This window comes from Listeria kieliensis (genome assembly GCF_003369925.1).
Lineage (GTDB): Bacteria > Bacillota > Bacilli > Lactobacillales > Listeriaceae > Listeria > Listeria kieliensis_A.
Genome location: NZ_LARY01000003.1, coordinates 159274 through 182553, shown reverse-complemented (window position 1 = coordinate 182553; position 23280 = coordinate 159274). Strand labels below are relative to the sequence as shown.

The 23280-nt window shown below is 41.4% G+C and carries 20 protein-coding genes; 19 read left to right on the top strand and 1 reads right to left on the bottom strand.

Annotation, left to right across the window (positions count from 1 at the left end):
- Window positions 1-59 precede the first annotated feature (59 nt).
- The 5 genes from UR08_RS12280 (at window position 60) to UR08_RS12265 (ending at window position 5082) form a co-directional block, all read left to right on the top strand.
- On the top strand, window positions 60-506 hold the full coding sequence (locus tag UR08_RS12280; protein ID WP_115753959.1) for a YwiB family protein: 447 nt from the start codon (window positions 60-62) through the stop codon (window positions 504-506).
- Window positions 493-2163 (top strand): arginine--tRNA ligase, encoded by a 1671-nt coding sequence (argS, locus tag UR08_RS12275; RefSeq protein ID WP_115753958.1) that lies wholly within the window; start codon window positions 493-495, stop codon window positions 2161-2163. Before UR08_RS12280 ends, argS begins: the two co-directional genes overlap by 14 nt.
- Before the next feature lie 139 nt (window positions 2164-2302).
- Window positions 2303-2452 carry a hypothetical protein gene (locus tag UR08_RS13045; protein ID WP_165849995.1) on the top strand — a complete coding sequence of 50 codons (150 nt, stop codon included), beginning with the start codon at window positions 2303-2305 and terminating at the stop codon, window positions 2450-2452.
- A gap of 118 nt (window positions 2453-2570) precedes the next feature.
- Window positions 2571-3116 carry a DNA-directed RNA polymerase subunit delta gene (rpoE, locus tag UR08_RS12270; protein ID WP_115753994.1) on the top strand — a complete coding sequence of 182 codons (546 nt, stop codon included), beginning with the start codon at window positions 2571-2573 and terminating at the stop codon, window positions 3114-3116.
- 364 nt (window positions 3117-3480) lie between these two features.
- A complete protein-coding gene (locus tag UR08_RS12265) occupies window positions 3481-5082 on the top strand; it encodes a CTP synthase (protein ID WP_115753957.1) in 1602 nt (533 codons plus the stop codon).
- A gap of 118 nt (window positions 5083-5200) precedes the next feature.
- Here the strand turns inward: UR08_RS12265 and UR08_RS12260 are convergent, their stop codons facing one another.
- Window positions 5201-7936, bottom strand: coding sequence for a GW domain-containing glycosaminoglycan-binding protein (locus UR08_RS12260; protein WP_115753956.1), 2736 nt, complete (start codon window positions 7934-7936; stop codon window positions 5201-5203).
- A 298-nt stretch (window positions 7937-8234) separates the two neighbouring features.
- On the opposite strand from UR08_RS12260, the gene UR08_RS12255 reads away from it, so the two are divergent.
- The 14 genes from UR08_RS12255 (at window position 8235) to prmC (ending at window position 23022) form a co-directional block, all read left to right on the top strand.
- Window positions 8235-9149, top strand: a complete 915-nt coding sequence (locus tag UR08_RS12255) for a diacylglycerol kinase (RefSeq protein WP_115753993.1) — start codon at window positions 8235-8237, stop codon at window positions 9147-9149.
- Window positions 9150-9350: 201 nt separating this feature from the next.
- Window positions 9351-10205, top strand: a complete 855-nt coding sequence (gene fba / locus UR08_RS12250; RefSeq protein ID WP_036073218.1) for a class II fructose-1,6-bisphosphate aldolase — start codon at window positions 9351-9353, stop codon at window positions 10203-10205.
- 316 nt (window positions 10206-10521) lie between these two features.
- Window positions 10522-11799: a glycosyltransferase family 4 protein gene (locus tag UR08_RS12245; RefSeq protein ID WP_115753955.1), complete on the top strand. Its 1278-nt coding sequence runs from the start codon at window positions 10522-10524 to the stop codon at window positions 11797-11799.
- Complete coding sequence (locus UR08_RS12240; protein ID WP_115753954.1) at window positions 11792-12814, top strand: glycosyltransferase family 4 protein; 1023 nt, start codon at window positions 11792-11794, stop codon at window positions 12812-12814. Before UR08_RS12245 ends, UR08_RS12240 begins: the two co-directional genes overlap by 8 nt.
- A gap of 8 nt (window positions 12815-12822) precedes the next feature.
- Window positions 12823-13887, top strand: coding sequence for a lysylphosphatidylglycerol synthase transmembrane domain-containing protein (locus UR08_RS12235; protein ID WP_115753953.1), 1065 nt, complete (start codon window positions 12823-12825; stop codon window positions 13885-13887).
- Window positions 13888-13980: 93 nt separating this feature from the next.
- Window positions 13981-15252 (top strand): UDP-N-acetylglucosamine 1-carboxyvinyltransferase, encoded by a 1272-nt coding sequence (locus UR08_RS12230; protein ID WP_115753952.1) that lies wholly within the window; start codon window positions 13981-13983, stop codon window positions 15250-15252.
- A gap of 63 nt (window positions 15253-15315) precedes the next feature.
- The gene (gene rho / locus UR08_RS12225) at window positions 15316-16587 is read left to right on the top strand and encodes a transcription termination factor Rho (protein ID WP_115753951.1); all 1272 of its coding nucleotides are present in this window, start codon (window positions 15316-15318) and stop codon (window positions 16585-16587) included.
- 103 nt (window positions 16588-16690) lie between these two features.
- Entirely contained in the window at window positions 16691-16936 is a 246-nt protein-coding gene (locus UR08_RS12220; RefSeq protein WP_115753950.1) for a type B 50S ribosomal protein L31, read from the top strand.
- A gap of 195 nt (window positions 16937-17131) precedes the next feature.
- Window positions 17132-18418, top strand: a complete 1287-nt coding sequence (locus tag UR08_RS12215) for a homoserine dehydrogenase (RefSeq protein WP_115753949.1) — start codon at window positions 17132-17134, stop codon at window positions 18416-18418.
- Between the two features lie 2 nt (window positions 18419-18420).
- Window positions 18421-19476: a threonine synthase gene (thrC, locus tag UR08_RS12210; RefSeq protein WP_115753948.1), complete on the top strand. Its 1056-nt coding sequence runs from the start codon at window positions 18421-18423 to the stop codon at window positions 19474-19476.
- Window positions 19476-20342 carry a homoserine kinase gene (gene thrB, locus UR08_RS12205; protein ID WP_115753947.1) on the top strand — a complete coding sequence of 289 codons (867 nt, stop codon included), beginning with the start codon at window positions 19476-19478 and terminating at the stop codon, window positions 20340-20342. Before thrC ends, thrB begins: the two co-directional genes overlap by 1 nt.
- Window positions 20343-20485: 143 nt before the next feature.
- Complete coding sequence (locus UR08_RS12200) at window positions 20486-21064, top strand: thymidine kinase (RefSeq protein WP_115753946.1); 579 nt, start codon at window positions 20486-20488, stop codon at window positions 21062-21064.
- Between the two features lie 19 nt (window positions 21065-21083).
- Window positions 21084-22160, top strand: a complete 1077-nt coding sequence (prfA, locus tag UR08_RS12195; RefSeq protein WP_115753945.1) for a peptide chain release factor 1 — start codon at window positions 21084-21086, stop codon at window positions 22158-22160.
- Window positions 22150-23022, top strand: coding sequence for a peptide chain release factor N(5)-glutamine methyltransferase (prmC, locus tag UR08_RS12190; RefSeq protein WP_115753944.1), 873 nt, complete (start codon window positions 22150-22152; stop codon window positions 23020-23022). Before prfA ends, prmC begins: the two co-directional genes overlap by 11 nt.
- Window positions 23023-23280: the final 258 nt, after the last annotated feature.

Genomic DNA, 23280 nt, shown 5'->3' with positions numbered 1-23280 from the left:
TGTGCTTTTTTTTCTATAATATAGTACGTCTACACTTCTCTTCGAAAGGAATCTGAAGGATGGTAAAAGAACGTAAGTCGGTAAGAATTCAAATTACCAATCTAGTACGGCAAATGGATGCTCTGGAAAAAACTGAAATCACTGTTCCAGGCGTTTTTTATCGTGACGAGGGGAATATCTATCTCCAATATGAGGAACAGCAAGTGGAAGGAAAAATCCGCTCGGTTCTTAAAGTTTCAGAAACAGAGCTTCTGCTGTTAAGAAATGGCGCGGTTAATATGCGTCTACACTTTTTTAAAGATAAAAGTAGAAGTACAGCTTCAGTCGAGTCTGGCGCCGGCAAGTTTTTATTTGAATCGGAACTGGTCGGCTATAGTGAAGCGTTCAGTCAAGATGCGGCACAAGGAGAAGTAGCATTTCAGTATGACTTGCTGAGTGCGGGAACCTATGTGGGTTCATATGAGGTAACGATGCGGATAGAGGAGGACCCAAATGAATTTAATTAAAGAAACACAGGAGAATTTGATTGGACAAATTAAGCAAGCTGTTCTAAAAGCAACTGGAATTAGTGAAGCTGATGTACCAGAAATTCTTCTTGAAGTACCAAAGGAAAAATCGCATGGCGACTATTCGACAAACATTGCGATGCAGCTTGCTCGTGTTGCCAAAAAAGCACCAAGAGCAATTGCCGAAAGTATTATCCAAGAGTTTGATACAGAAAGCTCACAAATCGAAAAAATTGAAATTGCGGGCCCTGGGTTCATCAACTTTTTCCTAGATAACCGTTATTTAACGAAAGTCATCCCTGCTGTTCTTGCAGAGAGTGAGGCTTACGGGCAGTCTGATTTTGGTAAGAAGGAGCGGATTCAAATTGAATTTGTTTCGGCGAATCCAACTGGGGACTTGCATTTAGGTCACGCGCGCGGTGCTGCAATTGGTGATTCTCTTGCAAACATTATGGATATGGCCGGCTTTGACGTTGAACGTGAATATTATGTGAATGATGCCGGTAACCAAATTCAAAATCTGGTGCTTTCTTCAGAGGCGCGTTACTTTGAAGCTTTGGGCATTGACAAACCTTTTCCAGAAGATGGTTACCACGGGAAAGATATTGTCGAACTTGGGAAAGAACTTGCAGACAAATACGGCGATAAGTATGTGGATGCGAGCGAGGAAGAACGCCGCGATGTATTTCGAAAGGATGCGCTAGCGTTTGAAACAGAGAAACTTAAAGCGGATTTAGATGAGTTTCGGGTTCATTTTGACAGCTGGTTTAGCGAAACCTCGCTTTATGAAAATAATAAAATTTTGCCGACGCTTGAAAAGCTACGCGAAAATGGTTATGTGTTTGAACAAGATGGTGCAACGTGGCTTCGAACTACGGACTTTGGGGATGATAAAGACCGAGTGCTGATTAAATCTGATGGAAGTTATACTTATTTCTTCCCGGATATTGCTTATCATTTAGATAAGCTAAATCGTGGCTTTGATATTTTGATTGATGTCTGGGGAGCTGATCATCATGGTTACATTCCTCGAATGCGTGCTGCGATTGAAGCGCTAGGTTATAAGCCAAGCCAACTTGAAGTGGAAATCATTCAACTGGTTCACCTTTATGAAAATGGTGAGCAAGTGAAAATGAGTAAACGGACAGGGAAATCTGTTACAATGCGGGATTTGATTGAAGAAGTTGGTCTGGATGCAACGAGATACTTTTTTGCAATGCGGAGTTCGGATACACATATGAATTTTGACATGGGGCTTGCGAAGTCGACTTCAAATGAAAATCCGGTTTATTACGTACAATATGCTCATGCACGGATCGCAAGTATTTTGCGTTCTGGTGAAGAAAAAGGAATTCAAGTTTCTGATCAGGCAGATATTTCGTTGCTTGGATCGGAAGTCGAATTTGACCTCTTAAAAGTAATGGGCGACTTCCCGGACGTTGTTGCTGAAGCCGCTTCGAAAAGAGCGCCACATCGAATTGTGAGATTCTTGAATGACCTTGCTGCGGCGTTCCACCGGTTCTACAATACGAATAAAGTATTGGATGAGGAAAATGTTCCGCTTACACAGGCGCGTTTAGCTTTGATTAAAGCGGCGAAAATCAATTTGAAAAACGGCTTGAAATTACTTGGAGTCGAAGCTCCAGAAAAAATGTAATTAGGTGCAAGACAAGAGGAGAAAAGCTTCTTTCATGGCTTTTGCCTTCTAGGTCTGTTAATGCTGGTTATTGACGGAAGAAATAAAATGTTTTAAAGTTAAACAAACAGAGGCATTTTAATGACGGGGAGAGCAATAAATGAAGCGAATCATTATATTAACGCTGCTTTTCGTGTTTCTGTGCGTCGCAATCTATGTTCTCTATAATTTTCAACTTGGATCGATTCCGATCTTATTGATGGCAGTCTTATTCTTTTACATTGGCTACCAAATTGTAAAGCGAAGTTGAATTTTCGGATTGTGCTTGCGTCTAGTAACATGTAAAATGGTGAAATGAGATAAAAGTTGAATAGATGAGTTGAAAAAGTCATTGAAGCGAAAACGTGTGAGGAAAGGGCGTGCCAACTTTGGATTTAAGTAAGTTAACGCAAGAAGAACGGAAAGAAGTCTCACTAATTGAGGTCGCACATTATGTGTTAGAAGAAAAACGTGAAGTTATCAGTTTCCAAGAATTAGTTACGGAAATTGAGAAATTTTTAGGCATTTCAAGTGACGAAATGAAGGAACGCCTTGTTCAGTTTTATACGGATATGAACATTGATGGAAACTTTATTTCGCTAGGTAATAATACGTGGGGACTTCGTGCTTGGTATCCAATTGATGCGATTGATGAAGAGGTTCAAACGCATTCAGCACCGAAGAAAAAACGTAAAAAAGATCAAGATGATGACGAAGAAGATGAAGATTTAGACGATCTGATGGATGACGACATCGAGTATGAGGAAGATGATGTAGTTGAGGAACTTGGAGAAGAAGAAGTTTCGCTTTCTGATGGCTTAGTTGATGAAGACGAAGACATGGATGATCATTTGCCAGACGGTATCGAAGGAGATCTCGCGACGGTAGAAGATGATTATAGCGATGGTGACTACACAGAAGATCCAGAAGAGTAATCAAAGATAATCAAAAAACCAGTTGAAAACTTTTCAGTTGGTTTTTTGAGCGCTTAGTAAGTGACTTTCTGCTTGTTAGCTTGGAACTTTGCTGAAAGAAAAGCTTGACTTATTTGGGTTTCAACTGTAGTATTTTAATTGGGCTCCCTTAAATGGGACAATTGATCGGAAGAAAAAAGCGCTCCCGTATTTATTTTCGGGACGCTTTTTTTATTGGGTCCGTGGATAGATATAAAATAGCCAAGTGCAGAATCAGCGTTTCTTGCATTTGGTGCTTTTATTTGTAGGGCGGTTTTGTTCTTACCCCAAGCGTTTTAGAAAAAGCGCTGATTTATTTATTTTTGGAAGGAGTAGATTTTAAACGATGACGAAGTATATTTTTGTAACGGGTGGCGTAGTTTCTTCAATCGGAAAAGGGATTACGGCGGCTTCACTCGGCCGTTTGTTAAAAAATCGTGGCCTCAGTGTGACGATTCAGAAGTTCGATCCGTACATTAATGTCGATCCAGGTACAATGAGTCCTTATCAGCATGGTGAGGTGTTTGTAACGGATGATGGTGCTGAGACTGACTTAGACCTCGGACATTATGAACGTTTCATCGACATTAATTTAAACCGTTACAGCAACGTAACGACTGGGAAAATTTACTCCGAGGTTATTAAAAAAGAACGCCGAGGCGATTATCTTGGTGGGACAGTTCAAGTCATTCCACATATCACAAACGAACTCAAAGATCGTGTTTTTCGAGCTGCAAGAATGACAAATTCTGATATTATTATTACGGAAATCGGGGGCACTGTTGGTGATATTGAGTCGCTTCCATTCCTTGAGGCTATTCGCCAAATTAAAAGTGATGTCGGCTCTGAAAATGTGCTTTACATCCATACAACGCTTATCCCTTACATTAAAGCAGCCGGTGAAATGAAAACGAAGCCGACACAACATAGTGTAAAAGAGTTGCGTAGTTTAGGAATTCAACCGAATATTATCGTTGTAAGAACGGAACAACCGGTTTCGACGGAAATGAAAGAAAAAATTGCGTTGTTCTGTGATATCAAGGCTTCAGAAGTCATTGAAAGCCGTGATGAAGATACGCTTTACAATGTGCCGCTTTCTCTTCAAGCGCAAAAAATGGACCAAATCGTGTTAGAACATTTGAAACTTGAAGCGCCGGAAGCAGAAATGACAGAGTGGAAAGCGCTTGTACATCGTGTGAAAAATCTTTCCAAGAAAACGCGGATTGCGCTAGTCGGCAAATATGTGTCTTTACAAGATGCTTATCTTTCAGTGGCTGAGGCTTTACGTCATGCGGGATATGCACATGATACGGAAATTGAAATTGACTGGGTCGACTCCGAAAAAGTTACAGATGAAAACGTGACAGAACTACTTGGCCATGTAGATGGTATTCTTGTTCCTGGTGGATTTGGGGATCGAGCAATCGAAGGAAAAATTGCTGCCATTCGCTATGCACGTGAAAATAAAGTTCCATATTTTGGAATTTGCTTAGGAATGCAATTAGCTACTGTAGAATTTGCTCGGAATGTAGTGGGACTTAAAGGCGCTCATTCTGCAGAAATCGATCCAGAAACACCATATAACATCATTGATTTACTTCCAGAACAAAAAAACATTGAAAATCTTGGTGGAACTCTTCGCTTAGGTTTGTATCCTGCTCGAATTAAAGAAGGAACTAAAACAGCTGAAGCTTACGGCGAAACGCTTGTTGAAGAACGTCATCGTCACCGCTATGAATTCAACAATGATTTCCGTGAGCAAATGGAAGAAGCGGGCATGATTGTTTCAGCAACAAGCCCAGACGGTCGCTTAGTCGAAGTAGTAGAATTAAAAGACCATCCGTGGTTTGTGGCGTGTCAGTACCATCCTGAATTTATTTCTCGTCCTAACCGTCCACAAAGCTTGTTTGATGGTTTCATTGGTGCAGCTTTGGCGGCACAAAACTAAGATATAAAATAAAAAGCTTAGCTCGCTCGAATTTAGTTTCGAGTTGAACTAAGCTTTTTTTGTTCAGTAAAAAACCTCCTGAAATGGATCAAGGCCACACTTCAGGAGGTTTTTAAATTTAAGCTTTTAGATTAGATGCAAGTGTCCAACCAACGATGACTGAACCATCTTTCATCCGGTTCCAAACGGCTCCATCAACGGTTACTTCACGGTCAACAGTTAAAGTCTTACCTGCATAGGCAGCGAGCGTCCCTTTTCTATCAACCGGTTCAGGAACAGGCAATTGATAATAAACACCGTTTGTATTTTTCACAGTGCGTTTCACGGAAATGATTTTTTCCATAGAAGATTTATAGAAAACGTTAAGAGCTGAGTTATTCACCCAACCAATTAATTTTCCTTCTACACTGATTTGTGAAGAAATGGTGCTTCCAACTTTTGCTTCACGGATCAGTCGAATTTGTTTACCCGAGTAACTCGATAAATTACCAACTGAAGTAGCTGCAGCGGAACCAACCGGTGCCGAATAAATGGCTGTATTTGCTGTTTTCACGCGTGCATAAGACCAAATGACTTTGTTGTATGAAGGTGCGACTCCAAGATTGCTAGCTTTAGTCCAGCCAAGAAGCTTCGAGCCATCTTTCATTCGTTGCCAAACAACGCCATCGACAGTTACTTCACGGTCAACCGTAAGTTCTTTGCCGTAAATATCTTTCAAAGTGCCACGTTTGTCAACGGATTCAGCAACAGGAAGCATGTAGTAGCCTTCACTCTGGCTTGTGGCTTTGGCCATTCGTTTTAAGGAAACAGCTTTTTCATTAGCAGATTTATAGAAAATGTTGAGTGCTGAGTTATTCACCCAACCAATCACTTTTCCATTTACGCTAATTTGTGAAGAAACAGTGCTACCAGCTTTAGCTTCACGCACGAGACGCATTTGCTTGCCAGAATAAGTGGACAAATTACCAACTGAAGTAGCTGCAGCGGAACCAACTGGTGCCGAATAAATAGCCGTGTTTGCTGTTTTCACACGTGAGTATGCCCAAATGACTTTGTTATAAGAAGCAGCAACGCCGAGGTTACTAGCTTTAGTCCAACCAACAAGTTTTGAGCCGTCTTTCATTCGTTGCCAAACAACACCATCAACGGTTACTTCGCGGTCAACTGTAAGTTCTTTGCCGTAAACATCTTTCAAAGTGCCGCGTTTGTCGACAGGTTCAGCAACGGGCAGCATATAGTAGCCTTCATTTTGACTTGTAGCTTTGACCATTCGTTTTAAGGAAATGGCTTTTTCATTGGCCGATTTATAGAAAATGTTAAGAGCTGAGTTGTTAACCCAACCAATGACTTTTCCATTCACGCTAATTTGCGAGGAAATGGTATTCCCAACTCTAGCTTGCCGAACGAGTCGCATTTGTTTACCAGAATAACTTGATAAGTTACCTACAGAAACGGCTGTCGCAAAGTCAACTGGTCCTGAATAAATGGTTGTATTCGCTGTTTTCACACGCGCGTAAGCCCAGATGATATCATTTGTCGAAACAGTGAGCCCTAGATTACTTGCTTTCGTCCATCCAACAATGGCGGTTCCGTTTTTCATGCGGTTCCAAACGACACCGTCAACCGTAACTTGCCGATCTACGGTTAGAACCTTGTTGTAAAGGTCTTTTAAAGTTCCTTTTTTATCAACGGGTTCAGCTACAGGCAACATGTAGTATCCTTCGTTTTGGCTTGCTGTTTTTACCATGCGATAGCCAGAAAGAGAAGATTCATTTGCTGTTTTATAAAAAATATTAAGTGAAGCGTTGTTAACCCAACCAATGACTTTTCCATCTACACTGATTTGTGAAGAAATAGTATTTCCCACTTTAGCTTCACGAACGAGTCGCATTTGCTTACCCGAGTAGCTAGAAAGGTTACCGACGGATGTAGCTCCTGTTGCGCCAGTCGGTTTGGAATAGATAACTGTGTTTGGAGTTTTCACACGGGCATATGCCCAAATGACTTTGTCATATTGGATAACACCATTGTTGATTTGGTTATATTTTTCTTGAATAAGTGCTATCATGCTGTTCCAATTGTAGCCATATTGGTTGAAGTAACCAATTGGGTCAGTATGGGTTGTTCCACCAAGATATTTGGTTACTGCATTATGCGACCAAACAGTTCCTTTGCCATCGCCTTCAGCACTATCAACTTTCATGTTGTATTTTGTAAGCAAGTAAGCTGAGTAGTAAGCATAGTTGTTGATAGAGCGAGCAAAATCGTCAAACGTTTTTGAACGAACAAGCTCGAATTGAATGAAGCGAGCATTGGCATATTGCCCTGCCCCCCAAACTGCGTTGTCAGTCGGGTGAATTTGAATAATGCGAGATTTGTCAACAAAGGTATGAACAAATGCATTTTGCCAGTTTCGGCTCATATAATCAATTTCATTTTGGATAGTGGAATTATTGTTTGCTGTTTCATGCAATACGATTCCTTCAGGTTTTCCATAACCGTTTCGATAGTTAAATTTTGGAAATTGGCTTTTTAACTGATATTCAATACTAGCTGTGCTGAAGTTTTTAGATTTAATATAGCTGTTTACATCTGGATATCCAGCAGCGCGAAGCATTGGGACATCAGCTAATACATTGGTATTTGATCCATCTTCAAATCCATCATTGTCTTCCGTTACTTTACCTTCGCGGATTGCTTGAGGAACATAAATAGATTGTTTATCTGCGGATTTTAAGTCATCAGTAGTATTGTGCGGTTGTGGGGTATTTACTTCATCAGCAGAAGCAATGCTTGGGATAGCGACGATCGCTATTCCTGTAGCAAGAAATGCTGAGTGTAAAAGTATTTTCAAACGTTAATCAACTCCTCTTTTTTAATTGTTTGAAAACGAAAACTTTTTCATTTTCCACTTCTATTATGACAATCCTGTAGGTTAGCGTCAATATAACAAAAGAAAATGATTCTTTTGACTGGTAAAGTGGCTGACTTTTTTAAAGATGCTTAGTGAATATATAATATTTTACGTAAAAAAATGATCTTCAAGAAAAGAAAAAGAGAGATTTAGGAAAAAAGTTGAGGGCGCAAAGCCCTAAAATTGACAGACAAACGTCTTCTATAGGAAACTAAAAGGAAGAAGTGGGGGAATGAACATGCTTAAAACAGCAATGATAATCTATAATCCGGCCGCAGGACAAAATAAATTTCATAAAATCATGCCTGATGTTGAGCTGTTATTAAACCAAGCTGGCTATGAGGTAACGCTAGTCTCTTCGACAGAGGAACCCGAAAGTATAACAAAAATAGCTTTTCAAGCTGCAAGCGAGGGATGGCAAGCGATTATTGCTGCTGGAGGGGATGGAACTGTTAATGAGACAGTTAATGGCATCATGCGTTCTAATAATCGTCCGGTTTTAGGAATATTACCAATCGGGACAACAAATGATTATGCACGAGCACTTGGGTTTCACAAAGATCCTGTTAAGGCTGCTAAACAAATAGCTAAACGAAAAGTGCTGAAAGTAGATATTGGAAAATGTAATGAAAATGAATATTTTATTAATAATGCTGCCTTGGGTAAAATAACAGAAATTACATATGCGGTCTCTAAAAAAAAGAAAAAGCGATACGGGAGACTTGCTTACTTATTGGCTGGTTTAAAGATGCTTCCACATTTGAAACCTGTAGATGTACAGATGAATTTTGATGGAGAGACTTTTGCGGGGCCTATTTTACTTAGTTTTATTAATAATTCGCATACAGTTGGTGGGCTGGAATCACTTGTCAAGAACGCGATAATCAATGATGGTTATTTCGATTTGTTGATTTTAAAAAAAGTAAGTCCAGCTAGGCTATTTTCGCTTTTCTTATTACTTAAGCGTGGAACACATTTGGAGAGTGCGGATGTTATTTACCGACGAGTTAAAAAGGTTAAGATTGCAGGAGATACATTAAATTTTAGCTATGATGGAGTATATGGTGGTAAGACGCCCTACACAGTTGAATGTTTGCACCAGGCACTTGATGTTTTTGCTGATCAAGAGATGTTGAAAAAAGAATCTTACTAACTGATAACCATACATTCTCAAAGGGTTTGATAGTGAAGCGTTTTCAGAAAATAATAGGTATTCTTTATGGTAAATTGCTCACAAATCTGTTATGATATTTTTGTTAGGGAAAAATAGCTGCCACTATTTTTCACGGCGGAAATTCAAATAAATTAAGGGAACATCAAGTTTTCTTAAATTCCTGAGGGAGGAAATTGTATTATGCCTATCGTTAACATGACAGACATGCTGAACAAAGCATTGGCTGGAAAATATGCTGTTGGTCAATTCAACATCAACAACCTTGAATGGACACAAGCTATTTTGAAAGCTGCAGAAGCTGAAAAATCACCTGTAATTCTTGGTGTATCTGAAGGTGCTGCAAAATACATGGGAGGATTCAACACCGTTGTAAAAATGACTCAAGGTCTTGTAGAAGACTTGAAAATTACAGTTCCAGTTGCTATCCACTTAGACCATGGTTCAAGCTTTGATTCTTGTAAAGCTGCAATTGATGCAGGCTTCACATCGGTAATGATCGATGGTTCTCACCATCCAATCGATGAAAACGTAGCTATGACAAAAGAAGTTGTAGACTATGCACATCCAAAAGGCGTTTCTGTAGAAGCTGAAGTTGGAACTGTTGGTGGAACAGAAGACGGCGTTACTGGTGGAATCAACTATGCTGATCCACAAGAATGCCTACGCGTTGTGAAAGAAGCTGGTATTGATGCGCTTGCAGCTGCACTTGGTTCTGTACATGGCCCTTACCACGGCGAACCAAAATTAGGCTTCGACGAAATGAAAGAAATCTCCGAACTTACAGGTAAACCGCTTGTACTTCATGGTGGATCAGGAATTCCTGAACATCAAATTAAAAAAGCGATTGAACTTGGTCACAGCAAAATCAACGTTAACACTGAGTGCCAAATTGTTTGGACTGCAGCTGTTCGTGAAAAACTTGCTGCTGATAAAGATGTTTATGATCCACGTAAAGTTATCGGCCCTGGCGTTGATGCGATCATTAAAACAGTTACAGAAAAAATTCAAGAATTTGGTTCTAACGGAAAAGCGTAAGAACAATTTCAAATTTTTTGAGGGAGAGGCGTTTTCACGTCTCTCTTTTTTGTTTGCCATTGTGTAGTTAGTTTAACTATCTGTGATAATGGTTATTGTGTTATAACGAAAAGGATTGTAAAATAAAGCAGTTGGAAAAGAAGCGTCGGTCTTAGTAATAAAGATTTAGGTAAAAATCATTCTAGGGGCGTATGAAAAAGTGAAGATATCACTTCATAATAGAGATAGTCAGCTTTGGAATACATATATCGTGAATTATGCTATAATGATGGAACAGATATCCAGAGAACCAACTTGGAGAGAGTAGGCGATAGTAATGAATATAGGGATCTTTACCGATACCTACAGTCCGCAAATCAGCGGGGTAGCAACTTCAATTGTTACCTTGGAAGAAGAGCTGAGACGAAGAGGACATAATGTATATATTTTTACGACGACCGATCCTAATGCTGACAGGGCAAGTGAAGAGGGGCGTGTGTTTCGTTTGCCGAGCATTCCTTTTGTGTTCTTTCCAGAGCGAAGAATTGCTATTGCAGGGATGAGTAAGTTTATTCGTCTTGTCGGAGAACTAAATTTAGATATTATTCATACACATACAGAATTTTCGTTAGGACTGCTTGGCAAAAAAATCGCGAAGAAATATTCGATTCCAATTATCCATACTTATCACACGATGTATGTGGATTATTTACATTATATTGCTAAAGGTAAAATCTTAAAACCAAATATGGTAAAAAGGATGACACGCTCTTTTTGTGAGAGTTACCAAGCGCTCATCGCGCCAACTCAAAAAGTACGCCATCATTTGGAAGAGTGTGGTTTAAATAAATTGATTTATACAATTCCGACGGGGACTGATTTACATTCATTTGAACGTGCGGACGAGAAAACTTTAGATGCGATTCGATCTGAACTCGGCATTTCAAAAGATGATCCAATTGTACTTTCGTTAGGACGTGTTGCTTATGAGAAAAATATCGATGCCATTCTAGATGCCTTTCCGAAGGTTTTGAGCGAAATTCCTAATGCAAAGCTTGTTATTGTTGGCGACGGTCCTGTTAAGGCAGAACTCGAAGAAAAATCTGTAGAACTTGGGTTAGCTGAGTCAGTGATTTTTACGGGTGCTGTTGAATGGGCAAAAGTTGGTAATTATTATCAATTAGGACACCTGTTTGTTAGTGCTTCGACGAGTGAAACACAGGGTTTAACTTATATCGAAGCGATGGCATCTGGACTTCCGGTCGTTGCAAAGCGCGATGAAAGTATTGAAGATTTTCTGATCGATGAAAAAACAGGCTTTTTATTTGATTCTGATGAAGAATTAGCGGATCGCTTGCTGTTCGTCTTAAAAAATCCAGGAAGAGCTAAACAAATTGCTCAAAATGGACGAAGTGAGGTTTTATGCTATTCAGCTGAGACCTTTGGGAAAACAGTCGAAGCAGCTTATATGGAAGTGATTGCGGCCTACCAGTCGACGGAGAGGAAGCCAATTGATTTAAAGCCAACGCTTTTGAAAAGTAAGATGGCATCGCAGGTTTTCTCGCTAACATCAAATTCGCACATCAGGAAAGGAAGGTCAAGTAGGCGTGATTAAATTAACGATGTTGTCGTCTGCAGAGAAGGTGAAAGGGCAAGGCGTTGCTTCTGCCTATCGTGAGTTAGTCAACCTTGTGTCTGAACATTTAAGTGATAAGTTTGACCTCTCGATTAATACTTTCCGTAAAAGTGATATTACGCACTATCATACGGTGGATTTTCACTTTTATCTTTCGACATTTTTCAAGAAAAAGCGCGGAGTTCGGGTTGGCTATGTTCACTTTCTGCCAGAAACTTTGGAGGGAAGTTTAAAGCTCCCCAAAATTGCCCGCGCTGTTTTTTATAAGTATTTGATTTCATTTTACAATCGAATGGATCAAATTGTAGTGGTCAATTCTTCGTTTATACCGAAGCTTGAACAACATGGCGTTGCTAGTGAAAAGATCCACTACATTCCTAACTTTGTTTCTAAAAAAACATTTTATCCGATGAAAAACGAAGCCAAACAAGAAGTTAGAAAAAAATATCACATTGATTCTGACAAATTTGTCGTGCTTGGGGTAGGGCAGGTACAACACCGAAAAGGCGTTTTAGATTTTATTGAAGTAGCACGTGCGCTTCCAGAAATTGAATTTGTTTGGGCAGGCGGTTTTTCTTTTGGGAAAATTACAGCTGGTTATGCGGAGCTTAAGGAAATCTATGATAATCCTCCAGAAAATGTTAAGTTCATTGGAATCGTTGACCGAACAGAAATGAACGCTTGTTTTAACATGGCGGATGTCTTTTTTATGCCGTCTTATAATGAACTTTTTCCGATGGCGATACTGGAAGCGATGAGTGCTGACGTTCCAGTGCTTGTTCGCGACTTGGATTTATACAAGGATATTTTAACAGGATATTATGATTCTGCGACCGACAATCAAGGATTCATCCAAAAACTACGCGAACTGAAAGAAGATCATTCTGCGTATAACAAGCTTGTTCAAATGGCCAGATCAGGTGCAGAGTATTATTCGGAAGAGCGTCTAACAAGAATTTGGGATGAGTTTTACCACCAGTTAGTGAAGGAGTGAGTGGCGGTATGAGCAAAACTGCAAAACGAAACTGGCTCAATATTTTTTTGATTCTTGTGATTAGCATTGGCTTTTTAGTTTGGCAGTTTCGCGACGTCAATTTAAAAAAATTCTTCGAAGAGATGGATCAAGTCAACTTGTGGTGGATTTTGGTAGCGTTTTTATTTATGTTTTTATATTGGCTATTTGAAGGCGTTGTTCTCCACAAAAGTGTGAAACCAAGTTTTGAAAAGCAAAAGTTTTTTTCGTCTTTTCGAATTACAATGATTGGGCAATTTTTTAATACAATCACACCGATGCAGGCTGGTGGGCAACCCGCTCAGCTCTATGCGCTTATCAAAAAAGGCATGGATATTGGCTCTGCAAGTTCTGTTTTATTGTTTAAATTTATTATCTATCAAGCAATGATCGTGATTAATTTTTTACTGATTTTAATTTTTGGGTTTCACTATTTGATGACTGGGGCGGTTCCGCAAGTTAAATATCTTGTTGTGATCGGCTTTGCGGTGCACCTTTTCGTTATTATTGCTTTAGTCCTTGTTGGCAAGAGTCGTGGCTTTACAACTAGGTTGGTACATATACTATTAAAACCGATTGGCTGGTTTTTGAAACAAGAACGTGTGCTTAAAATCGAGACCAGTATTGATGAAAAAATTGATACATTTCATGAAGAAAGTGGTCGAATTAGCAGAGACTGGAAACTTATAGTGTCAGCTAGTTTTTACACGACATTACAACTATGGGTTTATTTTGCAATTCCCTATTTTATAATGCTAGGGCTGGGCGTCACGACGATGGGACTCTATATGGTGATTACATTTCATGCTTTCATTATGATGTTTGCAACGGTTATGCCAACTCCTGGTGGAAGCGGTGGAGCCGAGTATACCTTTACGCTTTTGTTTGCTCCGTTTCTTGGATCGGCTAAACTGCTTGCAGCACTGATTTTATGGCGGATTGTGACATATTATAGTTGTATCGTGTTTGGGGCGATTGCCTTAATGATTCAGGATAAGAGTCTTGAGGCGAAAAAAAAAACGACAAGCATTCCATTTGAAGAAAAGCTGTCCTAGAACTGGATGGCTTTTTTCGCGGAGCGGAGTCTTGCATAAAAAACAGGTTTCAGCGATAATGAAGGAAGAAATTGAAAAGAAAGAAGGTTAGTCATGGCGAATCGATTGGTGATACAAGGCGGCAAAAAACTTTCGGGGACTGTAACAATTGATGGGGCTAAAAATAGTGCTGTCGCTTTAATCCCAGCTGCAATCATGGCAGACTCAGAAGTTGTCTTAGAAGGGTTGCCAAATATTTCAGATGTTCAAACTCTTTATCAAATTATAGGAGAACTAGGTGGCAGTGTTCGATACGATGAAAATCAAGCGATTATCGACCCAAGTGAAATTGTAGATATGCCACTTCCCAATGGAAACGTAAAAAAATTGCGTGCTTCGTATTATTTAATGGGAGCACTTCTTGGTAAATTTAAAAAAGCTGTGGTGGGGCTTCCAGGTGGTTGCTATCTTGGACCGCGTCCGATCGATCAGCATATTAAAGGCTTTGAAGCACTTGGAGCAACCGTAACAAATGAACAAGGCGCTATTTATTTGCGAGCGGAAAAGCTTCGCGGAGCTAGGATCTATTTAGATGTTGTTAGCGTTGGCGCAACGATCAATATTATGCTTGCAGCTGTTTTAGCTGAGGGAAAAACAGTAATTGAAAATGCAGCAAAAGAACCGGAAATTATTGATGTTGCCACGCTTTTGAATAATATGGGTGCCAATATTAAGGGTGCTGGAACAGATACGATTCGCATCCAAGGTGTTGAAAAGCTTTCAGGTTGCAGGCATGCGATCATTCCAGACCGAATTGAAGCTGGGACATATATGATTATTGCTGCAGCTGCTGGCGATGGGGTTAAAATTCAAAACGTTATTCCAGATCACTTAGAAGGAATTACGGCTAAATTAAGTGAAATGGGCGTGCCTATTGAAGTTGCAGATGACTCCATCTGTGTTGGCGAAGCTGAGCATTTGAGCAAAGTAGACGTTAAAACATATGCGTATCCAGGATTTGCGACAGATTTGCAACAGCCAATGACGGCGCTTCTCACCCAAGCTGAAGGAAGCGGCATTGTAACGGATACGGTTTACTCGGATCGTTTCAAGCAAATTGCGGAATTGGAAAGAATGGGTGGCAAATTTAAGCAAAACGGTCGCAGTGTTGTCATTTATGGGAAAACGCCATTAAAAGGTACAAAAGTTACGGCGACAGATTTGCGCGCAGGAGCCGCTCTAATTATTGCGGGACTTGTTGCAGAAGGAACAACAGAGATCCTTGAAATTGAGCATATTGAACGCGGATATGGCAACATTGTCGAAAAATTGACAGCGCTTGGTGCAGATATTCGCAAAGAATCGGACGAGCCATCTATCTCTTGATAAACAAACGTTCGAGTATCGACTTCTTGTGTGAACTATTTTAAACATAAAGGTGGTTAATTAATGGCGAATTTGTCCATGTCGTATTTAGAGAACTTAACGATTAAAGAGATTTATGCGCTCGCTAAAGAGCATAAAATTGCTTACTACAGCAAGCTGACTAAAAAAGAGCTAAGTTTTGCATTACTTAAATCTAATGCAGAAAAGGAAGGTTTCTTTTTCATGGAAGGCGTGCTGGATATCATTCCGCAAGAAGGTTTTGGATTCTTGCGACCGATCAATTATTCCGCTAGTTCGGAAGATATTTATATTTCTGCCTCACAAATTCGTCGTTTCGATTTGCGCACGGGAGATAAAGTTTCTGGGAAGGTAAGGCCGCCGAAAGAAAATGAACGCTATTTTGGTTTGCTACATGTAGAAGCAGTAAATGGCGAGAACCCCGAGGTTGCAAAAGAGCGAGTTCATTTCCCTGGGCTCACGCCGCTTTATCCCAACCGGCAAATTGAATTGGAAACAGGTCAATATCCGCTTTCTATGCGAATGGTGGATATGATTTCCCCGATTGGTTTTGGACAACGTGGACTCATCGTAGCTCCACCAAAAGCTGGGAAAACGATTTTGTTAAAAGAAATTGCCAACTCGATCACGAAAAATCATCCAGAAGCAGAGTTGATTGTACTCTTAATTGATGAACGACCAGAAGAAGTGACTGACATTGAACGTTCGGTTACTGCCGATGTGGCAAGCTCGACGTTTGATGAAGTACCTGAAAACCATATTAAAGTGGCAGAACTTGTGTTGGAACGGGCAATGCGACTGGCTGAACAAAAACGTGATGTCATTATTTTGATGGACAGCATCACTCGGCTTGCAAGAGCCTACAACCTTATTATTCCTCCAAGTGGACGAACGCTTTCTGGCGGGATTGACCCAGCTGCATTTCATAGACCAAAACGTTTCTTTGGAGCTGCGCGGAACATCGAAGAAGGCGGAAGTTTAACGATTCTTGCAACAGCGTTGATTGATACAGGTTCAAGAATGGACGATGTGATTTACGAAGAATTTAAAGGCACAGGGAATATGGAACTCCATCTTGATCGTACACTTGCGGAAAGAAGGTTGTTCCCAGCGATTGATATTAGAAGATCTGGAACACGGAAAGAAGAACTATTACTCGCAAAAGAACGACTGGATCAGCTTTGGAAAATCCGAAAAGTTTTGCCGGTGCAAGGCGACGCGCTGGATATGTCAGAACGGTTCATTCGCTACATGAAAAAGACGAAGACCAATCAAGAATTTCATGAATTGTTGAATGAAGAAATGTTTAAAAAATAACTATTGCTTGTTTGCGTATCAGTTGTTATAATTATCATACTGTGTGTTTCTTGCAGTGAATTTCTCTGTTTCAGATGATTCAGGGCGAAGGAGTTGAAAAGAAATGAAGACTGGAATTCATCCTGATTACCGTCCAGTTGTTTTCGTTGATACTAGTACTGATTTTAAATTTTTGTCGGGTTCTACAAAACCGTCAAATGAAACAATCACTTGGGAAGATGGTAACGAGTATCCGTTGCTACGTGTCGAAATCTCTTCTGATTCGCACCCATTCTATACTGGTAAACAAAAACATGCGACTGCAGACGGCCGTGTGGACCGCTTCAACAAAAAATACGGACTCAAATAAGTTCGTACAAACGAAGCTTAATCATGAAGGAACAAATACATCTCTTCCAAGAGGTGTATTTTTTTTGACTTATCTTAAAGCAGAATAGTCAGTAAAGTGGAAGAAATGCGAAGGTTCGAATAAGAGTGTTTACATCTTTGAATTATCGTGCGTATAATAAAGGAGAGATCAATACTTTTCAAAGGAGGTTTTCATGTGAAAGCAAAATTACAAGTAGGTGTGTTAGGATTCGGCACCGTAGGAAGTGGCGTCATCCGTATTTTAAAAGAACACCAAGAAAAAATCAGCCAAGTGACGGGCTATGATATCACCGTGAAAAAAGTGCTTGTGCGCGATTTAGAAAAGAATCGCCGTTACGAGGCAGAAGGGTTTACCTTAACAACCGATCCTACAGATGTGCTAGACGATCCGGAAATCGCTGTTGTTGTAGAAGTAATGGGCAGCATCACAACCGCGCGTAATTATATTTTGCATGCGCTGAAAGCCGGAAAAAGTGTTGTAACTGCGAATAAAGATTTAATCGCTATCCACGGAGATGAGCTTGTGGCGGTGGCACAGGAAAACCACTGTGATTTATTTTATGAAGCGAGTGTGGCAGGTGGCATTCCTATCTTGCGGACGATTGTGAATAGTTTAGCAGCAGATCGCATTAAAAAGGTTTTGGGGATCGTGAATGGAACGACCAACTACATGTTAACGCAAATGACGACTTCAAGTAAAAGCTATGAAGAAGCGTTAAAAGAAGCGCAGGATTTAGGCTTCGCGGAATCAGATCCGACAAGTGACGTTGACGGGATTGATGCGGCACGCAAAATGGTCATTTTAACGAGACTAGCTTTTGGAATGAATGTCAATTTAGATGACGTGAAAACGAAGGGGATTCGTGGTATTTCCCAAAAAGACATTGCAATTGCCTCGCAACTTGGCTATAAAGTAAAGTTAGTCGGACAAGCTGAGGAAATTGACAATACAGTTGACGTTGCAGTTGGACCAGTGCTTCTTCCGGCGGCACATCCACTTTCTGGCGTTAACGATGAAAACAATGCCGTATTTGTCACAGGAGCAGCTGTTGGGGAAACGATGTTTTACGGACCAGGAGCAGGTGAAATGCCAACTGCGACAAGTGTTGTGAGTGATTTGATTACGGTCGCTAAAAATACCAAGCTCGGAACGATTGGGAATGTATTCAATCGCTTTGTTCATGAAACTAAATATACGCCGGCAGATAAAGTTTTTTCGAAATATTATTTCCGGATGCAAATGAACGATAAAACAGGCACGTTTCTGAAGTTAACGAAAATATTTGCTGACGCGGGCGTTAGTTTTGATAAAATTTTGCAAGAACCAAATGACAAGCATACGGCTACAGTAGTGATTGTTAGCCATGCTGCAAGTCGTAATCAAATTGAGGAAGCTGTGGACGGCGTGAACAAAGAACCTGAGATGCGCCTCATTACACAGTATGCCGTCGTGGAGGGATAAAGATGTACAAAGGTCTACTAGACAAATATAAGGATAATTTGCCAATTACAGAAGCGACACCTCTCCTCTCGCTATCAGAGGGGAATACGCCACTCATTCCACTTCTTCACTTGTCAGAAGAGCTTGGCGTAGAGCTTTACGGGAAATTTGAAGGGCTCAATCCGACTGGCTCGTTTAAAGATCGCGGCATGGTGATGGCGGTTGCGAAAGCGAAAGAAGCAGGAGCAGAAGCAGTGATTTGCGCGTCAACAGGGAACACATCGGCGTCGGCAGCGGCTTATGCGGCACGCGCAGGGATGAAAGCTTATATTGTGATCCCAGACGGCAAAGTAGCGCTCGGTAAGCTAGCACAAGCTGTGATGTACGGGGCAGATATTATTGCGATTGCAGGAAACTTTGATGAAGCTTTAGACGCCGTGCGGGAACTGGCGGAAACAGAAGCCGTAACCCTTGTCAATTCAGTGAACCCGTTCCGCCTTGAAGGACAAAAAACGGCTGCTTTTGAAATTTGCGAGGATTTAGGAAAAGCACCTGATGTACTTGCCATCCCAGTAGGCAACGCGGGAAATATCTCGGCTTATTGGAAGGGCTTCAAGGAATGGAATGGTGCGCATGCGACAGGGCTACCGGAAATGCACGGATTTGAAGCAGAAGGAGCAGCGGCCATCGTGAAAGGTGAGCGAATTGCAGCGCCCGAAACGATCGCGACAGCCATCCGGATAGGAAACCCGGCCAGCTGGAAGCTGGCCGAGGTGGCGCGCGATGAATCAGGCGGCGCAATTACCTCTGTTTCGGATGAAGAAATTATTGAAGCCTATAAACTTGCGGCCGCACGCGACGGTGTTTTCATTGAGCCAGGATCTGCTGCTTCACTTGCAGGCGTCATCAAAAGCTTGAAAGAAGGTCGCATCAAGCGAGGCTCTCAGGTTGTCTGTGTCTTCACGGGGAATGGCCTGAAAGATCCAGATACAGCTATGAATGTGCATTCCTTCGATATTGCGCATATTGAAACCATCGAAGCGATGCGTGAACATCTGCGAAACGGAGTGAAAGCCTGATGCGCATCCAAGTTCCAGCTACAACGGCGAATCTTGGACCCGGTTTTGATTCTTGCGGGCTTGCGCTTGATTTATATTTGACGCTCACCGTCTGCGAAGAAAGCTCAGCTTGGCAGATTGAGCATCAACTTGCGGGGGATATCCCCAAGGATGAGACGAACATGATCATCCAAGTAGCTAAAAAAATAGCGCCTGATCTTAAGCCCCACCGTTTAGTGATGGAATCGGATATCCCGCCTGCAAGGGGGCTTGGCAGTAGCTCAGCGGCCATTGTGGCTGGGATTGAGCTAGCGAATCAACTTGCGGACCTTGGCCTTTCGCGCGATGAGATCGTTAGGCTTGCCGTGGAATTTGAAGGCCATCCTGATAATGTTGCGCCCGCCATTTTAGGCGGCTTGGTCGTTTGCGCGAAGCAGCCAGATCGAGATTTTTATTTGCAGCATGCTTTTCCGGATGCAGCCATCTTGGCAGTTATCTCTGAGGAAGCGCTTCTTACAAGTGAAAGTCGCGCGGTTTTACCGCGCGAGCTTTCGTATTCGGATGCGGTTCAGGCAAGCAGTGTGGCTAATGTGATGGTTGCGGCACTTGTTGCGGGAGACTTGCGGCTTGCGGGCGAAATGATGGAGCGTGACTTGTTTCATGAAACGTATCGTGCGAAGCTCGTGCCGCATTTGATCGAGATTCGGAAAAAAGTGGCTGAATTTGGCGGCTATGCGGCAGTTCTTAGCGGAGCAGGCCCGACTGTGCTTGTGCTTGCGCCGCATGAAGTGAGTGAAACGCTTAGGCAAGAACTTTGCGGGCTCGGCTTCGAGGCGGAAGTCAAACAGCTTCGCGCTGAGCCTAGTGGGGTACGCGTTTTCAAGTGAAATAAAATGATGAGGGGGAGCTTGGCTAGAAGTAGCTAAGCTTCTTTTTTGAAGCAAAACCGAAATTTCTTGCTTCCCTATCCAATTTTTTTAGGGACTGTGGTAGAATAGGAAAAGAGTTTTAGAAAAGAGGGTATGGATTTATGGCACAGTTATTTTTTCGTTATGGTGTGATGAACAGTGGGAAAACGATTGAAATTTTGAAAGTAGCACATAATTATGAGGAACAAAATAAGCCGGTTGTGATTTTTACGTCTGGTATTGATAATCGTGACCAAGTGGGGGTCGTTTCAAGTCGAATTGGCTTAAAACGTGATGCGATTCCGGTTTTTTCTGATACGAATATTTTTGAACAGGTCAAGGCAATTGAACCTCGCCCAAGTTGTGTTCTGCTGGATGAATCGCAGTTCCTTGAGAAACACCATGTCTTTCAACTGGCACATATTGTGGATGAGCTCGGGATTCCTGTTATTGCTTATGGACTAAAAAATGATTTCAGGAATGAGTTGTTTGAAGGATCGAAATATCTGTTGCTATATGCAGATAAAATTGAAGAAATGAAGACTATTTGTTGGTTTTGCGCGAAAAAAGCGACGATGGTTTTACGTGTTGATGAAAAAGGAAAGCCTGTCTATACAGGAGAACAAATTTTAATTGGCGGCAATGACCAGTATTATCCGGTTTGCAGAAAGTGTCATGCGCATCCGCCAATCGATGAATGAAAGGTGAGGGATGAAATCTATGTATGATCGTTTGCAAGCGGTTGAGAACCGTTATGATGAATTAAATGAGCTATTAAGCGATCCAGAAGTAGTTTCGGATGCAAAAAAATTACGTGATTTATCAAAAGAACAGTCTAGTATCGCAGAAACAGTGGAAACGTATCGTCACTATAAAGAGGTAACCTCTGGTATTGACGAAACGAAGGAGCTTTTGTCTGAAAAACTGGATGATGAGATGCGTGAACTTGCGAAAGAAGAGCTAAGTGGTCTGCAAGAAGAAAAAACAGAACTAGAAGAAAAGCTGAAGTTACTTCTTGTACCAAAAGACCCGAATGATGATAAAAATGTCATCATGGAAATTCGCGGTGCAGCAGGTGGCGACGAAGCGGCTTTATTTGCGGGAGATTTGTTCCGGATGTACAGTCGTTATGCGGAATCACGTGGCTGGAAAGTGGATGTGATGGATGCGAATCCAACTGGAATTGGCGGATACAAAGAAATTATCGTGATGATAAACGGTGCAGGCGCGTTTTCGCGCTTGAAATATGAAAATGGGGCTCACCGTGTGCAGCGGGTTCCAGAAACGGAATCAGGCGGACGGATTCACACGTCTACGGCAACGGTTGCGATTTTACCGGAAGCAGAAGATGTGGAAGTGGATTTACAGGATAAGGATATTCGCGTAGATACATTTGCTTCAACAGGTGCCGGTGGACAAAGTGTCAATACGACGATGTCAGCTGTAAGGCTAACGCATATTCCAACAGGGATTGTAGTTTCGATGCAAGATGAGCGCTCTCAAATTAAGAATAAAGAAAAAGCAATGAAAGTTTTGCGCGCGCGCGTTTACGATAAATTTGAAACGGAAGCACGCGAAGAATATGATGCGAACCGCAAGTCGGCAGTTGGAACAGGTGACCGTTCTGAGCGGATTCGGACATACAACTATCCACAAAACCGGGTGACCGATCACCGGATTGGTTTGACGATTCAAAAACTCGATCAAATCATGGAAGGGAAGCTAGACGAAATCATTGATGCGCTTATTTTGGAAGATCAGACAAGTAAATTGGAGCATTTAAACGATGCCGAATAAGCGAACAATCGGCGCGCTCCTTCATGAAGTGGCGCAAATTTTAAAAGCGCGGAACTTGGATTTAAATGCGGCAGAGATTTTGCTTGAAACGAGACTTGGCCTGAAAAGAACAGAGCTTTGGTCGAGTTTTGATCGCGTTTTGGAAGAAAAACACGAGTTGCAGTTTAAAGCAGATTTTGATCGCTATTTAAATGGTGAGCCTGTGCAGTACATTTTAAACATTGCTCCGTTTTATGGCTACGATTTTTATGTCGATCAAAACGTGTTGATTCCAAGACCTGAAACAGAGGAACTTGTCTTGTTGTGCGAGCAGTTCTTGAAGAAAAATCCACAGAAAACGGTGCTCGACGTCTGTACAGGAAGTGGCATCATTGCGATTTCGCTAAAGAAACTTTTTCCAGAACTGGCGGTTTCGGCTTCTGACATCTCTTTTCAGGCGCTCGCCGTTGCACAAAAAAACAGTTTGGCACTGAACGCGCCCGTGAATTTTGTAGAAACCGACTTGTTAGAGGCGTTTAAGCACGAAAAGCAAACGTTTGATGTGATTGTCGCGAACCCCCCTTATATTGCTGAGCGCGAGAAACAAGAGATGTCGACTTACGTTCTAGCGAACGAACCAGAGCTCGCCCTTTTTGCCGAAAATAACGGCTTAGCAATTTATGAACGCTTGATAAAAGACTTGCCAGAGGTGCTTGATGATAAGTTCTGGATAGCGGTTGAAATTGGCTATACACAAGGGGAAGCGGTACAAGCCTTATTCGCATCCACGTTCCCAGAAGCGAAAACCTACATTCATAAAGATATCAATCAAAAAGACCGCATTGTCGTTTGTTCTAATTTATTAAATGGAGACATGAACTGAAAAGTCGTGTCTTTTTTGTTGCGAATCAGGCATCTGTTTGTGGATAACTTCTGCAAAAAGAAGCTGATAAATGTAAAATATTCTATTATAAATTGCTCTAGAACAAGGTTTTGGATGGATATCCACAAATCCACATAAAGTTATCCCCAAGGAACAAGTTATTATCCACAGTTTGGGGATAACTTTTTGGCTGTAAAAGATTGTAAAATGGGGTAGAAAGAAGTTAGAATAAGACAAGAAGGCGAAAAAAGGAGTATA